2 protein-coding genes and 1 pseudogene are annotated in these 11,813 nt (G+C 72.8%); all 3 read right to left on the bottom strand.

What is annotated here, in order from left to right; all coding sequences use genetic code 11:
- Nucleotides 1–414: 414 nt before the first annotated feature.
- Nucleotides 415–3,309: pseudogene (locus BLV72_RS52490) on the bottom strand (type I polyketide synthase); the annotation flags it as partial.
- 140 nt (nucleotides 3,310–3,449) lie between these two features.
- Nucleotides 3,450–3,941 (bottom strand): acyl carrier protein, encoded by a 492-nt coding sequence (locus BLV72_RS48285; RefSeq protein WP_167746466.1) that lies wholly within the window; start codon nucleotides 3,939–3,941, stop codon nucleotides 3,450–3,452.
- A complete protein-coding gene (locus BLV72_RS46860; protein ID WP_167746465.1) occupies nucleotides 3,848–11,575 on the bottom strand; it encodes a type I polyketide synthase in 7,728 nt (2,575 codons plus the stop codon). The genes BLV72_RS48285 and BLV72_RS46860 overlap by 94 nt, the downstream gene beginning before the upstream one ends.
- Between the last annotated feature and the right edge of the window lie 238 nt (nucleotides 11,576–11,813).

Genomic DNA, 11,813 nt, shown 5'->3' with positions numbered 1-11,813 from the left:
GTCCGTGATCCGCATGGCGTAGGTGTGCTCGCCGAGTGGCAGCAGATGGACGCGGACCGATGCGGCACCGACGGCGTGCGGGCGTACGCCGTGCCACAGGACGGGTGTCTCGTCCTCGGCGGCCACCAGGCTCAGCGCCGCACCGACCAGCTCCGGATGCAGACCGTACGGCTCGGCCTCGCTCTCCCGCTCCAGGCCGGCCTCCGCGAACAGCTCTCCACCGGCCCGCCAGACGCGCCCCAGCAGGGGGGATGAGCCATCCGGCGGGCTCACCTCTTCGGCGTCGGCCGGTGGCCACTGCGCAAGTCCGGCCCCGGTGTCCGGGGATGCGACGCCGGCGCTCGCGATCGCGTTGCGGGTCCACGGGGTCTCCTCGTCCGGCTGCGAGAACACGTCGATGGCGCCGTCGGCGCCGATGCGCACCTGGACACGGAGGACGCCGGAGTCGGTCAGCCGTGGCGGGTCCACGTGGCGCAGGACGTCGACGCGGTCGAAACCGGCGTCGGCCGCGGCGTGCACCGCCAGTTCCAGCAGTGCGGAATGCGCCCCGGTGGGATGGGCCAGCCACGGATGCGCACCGGCGGACAGCACACCGGTGAACACCGTGTCACCGTGGTCCGCCAAGCGCACCGCGGCGCCCAGCAGCGGGTGGTCCACGGCTGTCATGCCCGCGGTCCGCACATCCGCCGCACTGCCGCTCGGCAGCCAGTAGTGGCGGTGCTGGAAGGGGTACGTCGGCAGATCGACGTGTCCGTGTCCGTGTCCGGCCCCGGCGAACACACTCGCCCAGTCGACCGCGACGCCGTGTGCGTGCAGGGCGGACAGCGAGCCGAGGAAGCAGTCGGACTCGTCCTGCCCACGCCGGAGGGTGCCCTGGACCGCCGCCCCGGCGCCGACGTCGTCGATGGTCTCCTGGACGCCGACCAGCAGCACCGGATGCGGGCTGCACTCCACGAACGTGTCGAAGCCGGCGGCCAGCAGGGCCCGCGTGGCCGGCTCGAACCGGATGGGCCTGCGAAGGTTGCGGTACCAGTACTCACCGTTCAGCTCGCTCGTATCGATCCAGTCCCCGGTCACCGTGGACATGAACGCCGTCGATGTGGCGGCCGGCCGGACCGGGGCGAGCAGCTCCTCCACTCGCTCCCGGATCGGCTCGACGTGGGCGGAGTGGGAGGGGTAGTCGATGGGCACCCGCCGCGACCAGACGCCCTCCTTTGACAGCGCGGACTCCAGCCGGGCGAGCGCGGGGAGATCGCCCGCGACCACGGTGGAGGTGGGGCCGTTGAGCGCGGCCACGCTCACCCGCTCGAGGCCCTCCAGACGGGATCGGACCTCGTCCAAGGGCAGGTTGATGGAGAGCATGCCACCGCGGCCGGACAGGCCCTCGGCGATGGCCTTGCTGCGCAGCGCGACCGCACGGGCCGCGTCCTCCAGGGACATCGCGCCCGCGACGACCGCGGCGGCCATCTCGCCCTGCGAGTGGCCGATCACCGCGTCCGGCACCACCCCGACCGACTTCCACAGCGCCGCCAGCGAGACCATCACCGCGAACAGGACCGGCTGCAGGACCTCGGTCCGCTCGAACTCCCCGGACCGCACCACATCGGTGAGGGTGAAGTCCACATGGGGGGTCAGCGCGCGCTCGCAGTCGGCCATCGCCTGGGCGAAGACCGGCGAGTTCTCCAGCAGGTCCACCGCCATCCCCGCCCACTGCGGACCCTGTCCCGGGAAGACGAACACGACCTTGCGGGGGCCCGCCGTGGCACGCGTGGTCGTCGAGGCGGGCTCGTCGCGGGCCAGTGCGTCCAGCCCCGTACGGAGCTCCCGCGCCGACCGGCCGAGAAGTACGGCGCGGTGTTCGAACGCGGACCTGGCGAGCGCGAGCGAGGCACCGACCGCGGTGAGGTCGGCGTCGTCGGCCAGCGCGGTCGACAACCGGCCGGACTGCGCCCTCAGCGCCTCGGGGGTGCGTCCGGACACCACCAGCGGCACGCTGGTCAGGGTCAGTGGCGCCGTGGCCGACACGGGCGCCGCCGGTTCGGCCGCGGGTGCCTGTTCGATGATGGCGTGGGCGTTGGTGCCGCTGATGCCGAACGAGGACACCGCGGCGCGGCGCGGGCCCTGGGTGTCCGGCCAGGGCGCGGGCTCGGTGAGCAGCCTTACCGCTCCGCTGTCCCAGTCCACCAGCGGCGAGGGCCGGTCGATGTGCAGCGTCCTGGGCAGTTGCTCGTGCCGCAGGGCCATCACCATCTTGATGACGCCACCGACCCCGGCCGCGGCCTGGGTGTGGCCGATGTTGGACTTCAACGAGCCGAGCAGCAGGGGATGTTGACGGTCCTGCCCATACGTGGCCAGCACGGCCTGGGCCTCGATGGGGTCGCCCAGCCTGGTGCCGGTGCCGTGTGCCTCGAGGGCGTGCACATCGACCGGGGACAGGCCGGCGCCCGCCAGCGCGGCGCGGATCACGCGCTCCTGCGACGGACCGTTGGGGGCGGTGAGCCCGCTGCTCGCGCCGTCCTGGTTGACCGCCGTCGAGCGGATCAGAGCCAGTACCCGGTGGCCGTGGCGACGCGCGTCCGACAGCCGCTCCAGTACGAGTACCCCGACCCCCTCGGACCAGCCCGTGCCGTCGGCCGCCGCGGCGAAGGACTTGCAGCGGCCGTCGGGGGACAGTGCCCGCTGCCGGGAGAACTCCACGAAGGTGCCGGGCGTGGCCATCACGGTGACACCGGCGGCCAGCGCCAGCGAACACTCACCGCTGCGCAAGGACTGCGCGGCCAGGTGCATCGCCACCATCGACGAGGAGCAGGCCGTGTCCACCGTGACCGCCGGCCCCTCGAACCCGAGGGTGTAGGCGACGCGGCCGGACAGCACGCTGGCGGTGGTACCGGTCAGCCGGTGCCCGTCGACCGCGCCCGCGGTGTGTTCCAGCGGCGGCCCGTAGTCGTGGTACATCACTCCGGCGAAGACTCCGGTGCGGCTGCCGCGCAGGGTGCCCGGTACGAGTCCGGCGCGTTCCAGCGCCTCCCAGGACGCCTCCAGCAGCAGCCGCTGCTGCGGATCCATGGCCAGGGCCTCGCGCGGGCCTATGCCGAAGAACTCGGCGTCGAACCCGCCTGCGTCGTGGAGGAACCCGCCCTGGCTGCAGTAGGACGTGCCGGGGTGCGCCGGGTCCGGGTCGAACAGCTCGGTCAGCCGCCAGCCCCGGTCGACCGGGAACCCGGTGACGGCGTCGCCGCCTCGCTCGACCAGCTCCCACAGGTCCTCGGGCGAGCGGACGCCACCGGGGTAGCGGCAGCTCATTCCCACGATCGCCAAGGGCTCGCGCGCGGCGGCGGTGAGGTCGTGGTTCTTCCTGCGCAACCGCTGGACCTCACGGATGCTGTCGCGCAAAGCCTCGGTGACCGCGGCAGCGGTTGTTTCGCTCATCGGTGTCGTCTCCGGCTCGCTCAGGATTCCAGGCTGCGACGGGCCAGCCTGACCAGGTCGTCCGCGTCCAGCTCGTCGAGGCCGTCCAACTCGCCGAGGTCGTCCAGTACGTCGACGCTGTCCGGCTCCTCGGGGCCACCCGGTTGGTCGATGAACGCCGGGGGCTCGACCTGGGCAGACGGTTCGACCACCAACGTGAGGAGAGCGTCCAGCAGACCGGCGGCGCGCAGACGTGCCACCGGCACCGTGGCCAGCGCCCTGCGCAACGCCGCCTCGTCCACCGGCTCCGGTTCGGCGGGCGCCATCTTCTGGGCGATCAGGGCGGCCAGCCGGTTCGGAGTGGGGTGGTCGAAGACGACCGTGGGGGACAGCGCGAGTCCGGTCTCCCGGTTGAGCCGATTGCGCAGGTCGACCGCGATCAAGGAGTCCACACCCAGTTCCCGGAAGCCACGGTCGAGGTCGATCGCCTCGTCGGGGCCCTGCCCGAGGCAGCCGGCCAGTTCCCGCCGCACCAGGTCGAGGGGGAGGCGTCCCGCTCGGGCCGCGTCCTCGACGCCATCGGAACCAGGCCGCGCAGCAGTGGCCCCGGGTCGTCGGACGCAGGCCGCGGCTGTCCTGCTGTGCGGCCCACCGCCACCAGGAGCGGGGTGTCCAGCCGCAGCGCGGTGTCGAACAGCGCCAGGCCGTCGTCGGTGGACAGGGTGGGCATGCCGATGTCCGCCAGCCGGTCGAGGTCGGTACGGGACAACTCGGCGGCCATGCCCGTCTGCTCCCACGGGGCCCACGCGAGCGACGTGGCGGGCAGCCCCTGCGCCGCCCGATGCTGGGCCAGGGCATCCAGGAACGTGTTCCCGGCGGCGTAGTTCGCCTGTCCGGCGGCACCGAGGATGCCGGAGGCCGAGGAGAACAGCACGAACCCGTCGAGGTCGAGGTCCCGGGTCAACTCGTGGAGGTGCCACGCCCCGTCCACCTTCGGACGCAGTACCGAAGAGAGCCGCTCGGTGGTCAGCCCGGAGATCACGGTGTCGTCCAGGACGCCTGCCGCGTGCACCACCGCGGTCAGCGGATGCTCGGCCGGGATCGAGGCCAGCAGCCCCGCCACCGCGTCACGGTCGGCGACATCGCAGGAGCGCCAGCTGACACCGGGGCCGAACTCCGCCACGTCCACCGGCCGCCTGCCGGCCAGCACCAGGTGGCGCATGCCGTGCTCGGTGAGCAGCCGATGGGCGACCAGCCGGCCGAGCCCTCCGGACGCGCCGGTGATCAGCACGGTGCCGTCGGGGTTCCATCCGCGGACGGTGGCGGGCCGTCGCCCGCGCGTCAGCCGGGGGGCCAGGAGTGTGCCCGCGCGCACCGCCAACTGCGGCTCGTCCAGAGGCAGTACGTCCAGAAGGGCCCGCGCCGCTTCGATGTCGGCGTCCAGGTCGAGCAGGACGCATCGGCCGGGATGCTCACGCTGCGCGGAACGCACCAGGCCCCACACCGGGGACTGGGCGAGGCCCGGGACCTCCTCGCCCTGCCGGGCGCCCACCGCCGACCGGGTCACCAGCACCAGCCGGGCCGAGGCGAACCGCTCGTCGGTGATCCACGAGCGCACCAGCTCCAGCACCCGATCGGCCGTGGCATGGGCGGCTGTGGGCAGGGTCAGGTCCGCCTCCGGGGACAACGGCACCACCACGAGATCCGGACGCTCTCCCGCGCACCGGGAGAGATCCCCGTCGTCCGCTACCGCGACACGGGATGGCGTCGACGCCGGGGTGACCGGAGCCCACTCGACCTTCAGGAACGGGTCGTCGTGCACCACAGGACCGGCCGTGCGGACACTCAGCGCCTCGACGTCGGCGACCGGCCCTCCGGCGGTGTCCGTGATCCGCAGCGACACCGTGTCCTCGCCGGTGCGCATGGTGTGCACCCGGACAGTGGCGACACCGGTGGCGTGGACGGTCATCTTCTGCCAGGAGAACGGCAGTTTCGCACCGTCGAAGAGCCCGAGCGCGCCGGCACCGTGCAGACACGCGTCGAGCAGCGCCGGATGCAGGGCGAACTCACCGGCCCGGCCCGCGAGGTCCGGGTCCAGTTCGACCTCGGTGAACACCTCGTCGCCGACCCGCCGGATCCGCCGCACGTTCTGGAAGCGCGGACCGTACTCCAGCCCGCGCTGGGCCAGCCCGCCGTAGAGGTCCTGCGGGGACAGCTCGACGCCGGACACCGGCGGCCAGTGGCCGAGGACCCGCTGCGGGGCGGCCGACGCGGGGACGAGGGTGGCGGTGGCATGCCGTGTCCACTCGTCATCGCCGTCCACCGGCCGGGAGTGCACACTCAGCGCCCGGCGTCCCTCGGCGTCCTTCTCCCCCACGCCCACCCGGAGTTCGACGGTCTCCTGGGACCGCAGGGCGAGCGGCGCGAGCATCACCAGCTCCTCGACGGTGGGACAGCCCGTCACGCCACCGGCGTGCACGGCCATCTCGAGGAAGGCCGTGGCCGGGACGAGCACGGTCCCGCCCACGACGTGGTCGGCCAGCCACGGCTGGGTGCGGGTGGACAACACGCCGGTGAACTCCACACCATCGCCGTCGGGCCGCGCGATCCGCGCGCCGAGCAGAGGATGACCGGCCGGGCGCAGCCCGACCGCTCCCGGCGAGGACCCGGCGCCGGGGGGCTGGTCCAGCCAGTAGCGCCTGCGCTGGAACGGATAGGTGGGCAGCTGTGTGCGTCGTGCCGGGGTGCCGTCGAAGACGGCTACCCAGTCCAGGCCGACACCGTGTGCGTAGAGCCTTGATACGGCCTCGGTCAGCGTGGCCACCTCTGAGCGGTCACGGCGCAGCGCGGGCACGAACCGCGCTTCCCCGTCGACGCATTCGGGCCCGAGCGTCGTCAGCACGGCATCCGGCCCGAGCTCCAGGAAGTCCGTGACGCCGTGGTCGTACAGCCACCGCACGCCGTCGCCGAACCGCACGGCCGCGCGCACATGCCGCACCCAGTAGTCCGGGGAACACAGCTCCTCGTCGCTCGCGACCGCGCCCGTCACATTGGACACGATGGGGATCGCCGGTGCGTGGAAGGTCAGTGTCTCCGCGACCGCGCGGAAGTCGGCCAGCATGGGCTCCATATGCGCGGTGTGGAAGGCGCGGCCGACCCGCAGCCTGCGCGTGTGGCGCCCCTGCTGCTCCCAGTGGCGCAGCTGCCCGGTGACGGCCCACTCGTCTCCGGCGATCACCACGGCCCGCGGCCCGTTGACGGCGGCGATCTCCGCGTACCCGTCCGCCCCGGGCAGCTGGGCCAGCACCTCCTGCTCGGTCGCGGCGATCGCGGCCATACAGCCTTCGCCCGGGAGCGCCTGCATCAGCCTGCCCCTTGCGGCCACCAGCGTGATGGCGTCGGCCAGGTCGAGCACACCGGCCACATGCGCGGCGGCGAGCTCACCGATGGAGTGCCCCACCAGGTAGTCGGGGCGCAGTCCCCAGCTCTCGACCAGGCGGAACAGGGAGACCTCGACCGCGAACAGCGCCGCCTGGGTGTAGACGGTCCGGTCGAGCAGATTCGATCCGTCGAACACCACGGCCTTCAGCCCGTCATCGAGGTGCGCGTCGAATCCGGTGCATACGCGCTCGAAGGTCTGGGCGAACACCGGGTACCGCGCCTGGAGTTCCGCCGCCATCCCGCTGCGCTGGCTTCCCTGACCGGTGAAGAGGAAGGCGAGTGCGCCGGCCGACGCCGTGCACGCGTCGTCGGCCTCGAGGGAGCCCAGCCCCGCGAGGAGCGCGTCGCGGTCCCCGCCGACGACGACCGCGCGGTGCCGCTGGTGCTGCCGGGTGGTGGCCAGCGAGAAGGCGACATCGTCGGGACCTGCCCCGGCCAGGGCCCCGGCCACTCGCCGTGCCTGGTCGACCACCGCCTGCCTGGTGTGCCCGGACAGCAGCAGTGGCACGGTGCTGCCACTGTCGGGCGTCCGGTCCGGCCCGGGTGCGGGGACGCCCTCGATGACGAGGTGCGCGTTGGTCCCGGAGATGCCGAACGAGGAGACGGCCGCGCGGGGCGGACGGCCGCGCGAGGGCCACGGTGTGGCCTCGGTCAGCAGCCGCACCGCTCCCGCCGACCAGTCCACGTGTGCGGTCGGGTCGGTGATGTGCAGGGTCTTCGGCGCGATGCCGTGCCGCATGGCCTGCACCATCTTGATGACCCCGGCGATCCCGGCGGCGGCCTGTGTGTGGCCGATGTTCGACTTGAGCGAGCCGAGCAGCAGGGGGTGCTCCCGGTCCTGGCCGTAGGTGGCGAGAAGGGCGTGCGCCTCGATCGGATCGCCCATCACGGTGCCCGTGCCGTGTGCCTCGACCACGTCGACATCGTCCGGGGCCAGCCGGGCCTGGGCCATGGCCTGCCGGATGACCTGCTCCTGCGCCGGTCCGCTGGGCGCGGTGAGCCCGTTGGAGGCCCCGTCCTGGTTGACGGCGGTGCCGCGGATCACCGCGAGGACGTCGTGGCCGTTGCGCCGGGCGTCGGAGAGGCGCTCCAGGACGAGAACGCCCAGTCCTTCGGCCCAGCCGGTGCCGTCGGCCCGAGCGGAGAACGCCTTGCAGCGCCCGTCCGGCGAGAGTCCGCCCTGGCGGCTGAACTCCACGAACATGCCCGGGGTCGACATCACGGTCACCCCGCCGGCCAGGGCGAGCGAACACTCCCCCTGCTGCAGCGACCGTACGGCGAGGTGCACGGCCACCAGCGAGGACGAGCACGCGGTGTCCACGGTGACGGCGGGCCCCCGCAGGCCGAGGGTGTAGGCCACGCGGCCGGACAGCACGCTCGCGCTGGTGCCGGTGAGCAGGAACCCTTCGGCGCCATGCGCGGTTTCGTGCAGGCGCGGCCCGTAGTCCTGGGCACTGGCGCCGACGAACACCCCGGTCCGGGTGGCGCGCAGGCTCTCGGGCACGATTCCCGCCCGTTCGAGCGCCTCCCATGTGCCCTCCAGCAGGAGGCGCTGCTGGGGGTCCATCGCCGTGGCCTCGCGCGGGGAGATGCCGAAGAAGGCCGCGTCGAACGTGTCGATGCCGTCGAGGAATCCGCCGGCCTGGGTGGCGGTGCTGCCATCGGCGAGGTCCCAGCCCCTGTCGGTGGGGAATCCGCCGATGGCGTCACGCTCCTCCGCCACCAGGTGCCACAGATCCTCGGGCGAGGTCACCGCGCCCGGGAGGCGGCAGCTCATGGCGACGACGGCGATGGGATCGTCCGTCGCGGCGGTGGCGACCGTCGCCTGGGCGGCCCGGGGACGCTCACCGTCCAGCCGGGCGGCAAGATGGTCGGCCAGCGCCGCGGGGGTCGGATGGTCGTACAGCACGGCGGAGGAGAGTTGTACGCCGGTGGCCGCGACGAGCCGGTTGCGCAGTTCGACGGAGGTCAGCGAGTCGAAGCCGAGGTCGCGGAACGACTCGGCCACGGCCAGCGACTCCGGGTCGTCCCGATCGAGCAGCGCCGCCCCGTGCTCGCGCACCAGGCGCAACGCGGCGGCACGCCGCCCTTCCTCCGTACGCCGCGACGCCCGCGGTGTCCTCGCCTCGGGCCCATGCGCCGGCTCGGGCCCATGCGCCGGCTCGTCGAGCCAGTACCTGCTGCGCTGGAAGGCGTAGGTGGGCAGGTCCACCGGCTGTCCGTCCGGGAAGGCGGGCCGCCAGTCCACCTCCACTCCCCGCACATGGGCCTCGGCGACCGACCGCAGGAAGCGCCCGAGGCCGCCGTCGTCCCGGCGCAGCGAACCGACGACGACGGCCTGGGACCCGGTGGTCTCCTGAACCGGCATGACCAGGGCCGGGTGCGGACTGCACTCGATGAACCCGGTGAAGCCCTCGGCTTCCAGCGCCCGCACGCCGGTTTCGAACCGTACGGTCTCCCGCAGGTTGCGACACCAGTAGCCGGCGTCGAGTCCGGTGCCGTCGATCCAGTCCCCGGTGACGGTGGAGAACAGCGGGACCGCGGAGCGCGTGGGGCGAACGGCGGCCAGCTCATCGAGCAGCGCCGGCCGGATGTCGTCCACGTGCGGGGAGTGCGAGGCGTAGTCGATCGGCACCGTGCGCACCCACACGCCCCGGGCCGACAGGGACTCCAGAAGTTCTCGCACCGGCTCGGTGTCGCCGGACACCACGACCGAACGCGGGCCATTGACCGCGCCGATCGTGACGCCCCGCGGCAGCAACGGCTCGACCTCGGCCGCGGGCAGGGCGACCATGCCCATGCGGCCCCGGTCCTTGATCGCCTCGACGGCCCTGCTGCGCGCCACCACGACGTGTGCGGCGTCCTCGAGGCTGAGCGCTCCGGCGACGCAGGCGGCGGCGATCTCGCCCTGTGAATGCCCGATCACCGCGTCCGGCAGCACTCCGTGGGATCGCCACAGTTCGGCCAGCGACACCATGACCGCGAAGGTGGCAGGTTGCACGACACCGTCGCCGGTCATCGGTGCGCGCAGTACGTCGAACAGATCCCAGTCGACGAACCGGGACAGGGCCCGTGCGCACTCGCGCATCCGTGCCGCGAACACCGCCGACTCCTCCAGCAGTGCCTGTCCCATACCGGACCACTGGGAGCCCTGGCCGGGAAACACGAAGACGGTGCGCCCCGGTTCCCCCGCCGTACCGAGCACGGGTCCCGGCAGCTGTTCCTTGAGGGCCGCCAACTCCTGCCGGTCGAAGACCACGGCGCGGTGTTCGAGCAGCGTGCGCGTGGTGGCCAACGCGTATCCGACGTCGGCGGCCGGCAGATCGTGCCGGTCGAGGTGGTCGAGGAGGCGTGCCGCCTGGCCGCGCAGCGCCTGTCGGGTACGGGCGGACACGACCCACGGCGTCACCGCCGGAGATTCGCCGGGCGGCGTCGGCTCGACGGAGGGCGGCTCGGCGAGCAGGACATGGCAGTTGGTGCCGCCGATGCCGAACGAGCTGACCCCCGCCACCAGCGGCCGCTCCTCCTCCGGCCACGCGGTAGTCTCGGTCTGTACCCGCAGGTTCAGCTCGGACAGCGGGAGCGCCGGATGGGGCCGGGCGAAGTTCAGGCTCGCGGGCAACCGACGGTGGGTGAGAGACAGGACCACTTTGAGCAGCCCGGTGATTCCGGCCGCCCCTTCGAGGTGACCGATGTTGGTCTTCACCGAGCCGACGCGCAGGGGCGCGCCCTTTGGCCGTTCGGAGCCGAGCGCCGCTCCCAACGCGGCCGCCTCGACCGGGTCGCCGGCCCTGGTCCCGGTGCCGTGCAGCTCGACGTACTGCACGGCACCGGGTTCGACGCCCGCGGCCCGACAGGCGGCGCGCAGCACATCGGTCTGCAGGGAGGGGTCCGGTGTGGTCAGATCCGCCTGACCGGCACCGTCGTTGTTGACCGCGCTGCCGAGGATCACGCCGTGTACGCGGTTGCCGTCCGCCAGCGCGTCGGCGAGCGGCCTGAGCACGAGCATCACGCCGCCCTCGCCGCGCACGTAGCCGTTCGCCCGCTCGTCGAAGGTGTAGCAGCGGCCGTCCGGGGAGAGGACACCGAGCGCGTCGACGGCCCTGGCGGAGGCGGGGGCGAGATTGAGGTTGACGCCGCCCACGAAGGCGTGGTCGACCTCGCCACGGCGGATGCTGTCACAGGCCAGGTGCACCGCCACGAGGGAGGAGGACTGTCCCGAGTCGACGGTGACGCTCGGGCCGCCCAGCCTCAGCAGGTGCGACACCCGGTTGGCGATCATGGAGCGGTGGGTGCCGGTCAGGGTGTAGCGGTCCTCCGCCGCGCCGCGGGCGCGAGTGAGGGCCGCGTAGTCGTCGGACGACACTCCCAGATACACACCAGACCGGCTGCCACGAAGGGGGTCCGCCACGAACCGTGCGGACTCCATCGCCTCCCAGGCCAGTTCGAGCGCAAGCCGCTGCTGCGGGTCCATCGCGGCCGCCTCGGCCGCGGTGACCCCGGCGAACTCGGCGTCGAAATGGGCCACTTCGGAGAGGAAACCGCCGTGCTCGACGGCCTGTTCCACGCTCCAGCGCCCGTGCGCGGTCTCGCCGATCGCATGGCGTCCGGCGCTGAGCAGCCGCCAGAATTCCTCCGGGCTCCGGCCACCGGGCAGACGGCAGGCAATACCCGTGATCGCGATCGGCGCCGAGGCGTGAGCGCTCGTGGAAGGCGCGACGGACACAGCCAACCTTTCCTCCCCACGGGACGGGACAAGCGGCGAGAGGAATGTGCCCGGAAGGTCCTTCCCTTGCGAGCGGAATCCGCTGGGCAGAACCGGGCCCATCGCCGAGTCATGGACGCCGACAGGTTGTCGCCGCCTTCGACTGAGACGCTAATCAGCCCGTGGAGAGCCCGGAAGGCAACTGGTATCGATCAAGACCATCCGCGCCATGGATACCGGGCCAATTGCGCAAACGACC

This window comes from Streptomyces melanosporofaciens (assembly GCF_900105695.1).
Classification (GTDB): Bacteria; Actinomycetota; Actinomycetes; order Streptomycetales; family Streptomycetaceae; genus Streptomyces; species Streptomyces antimycoticus.
This window is presented reverse-complemented; position numbering and strand designations above follow the sequence as displayed.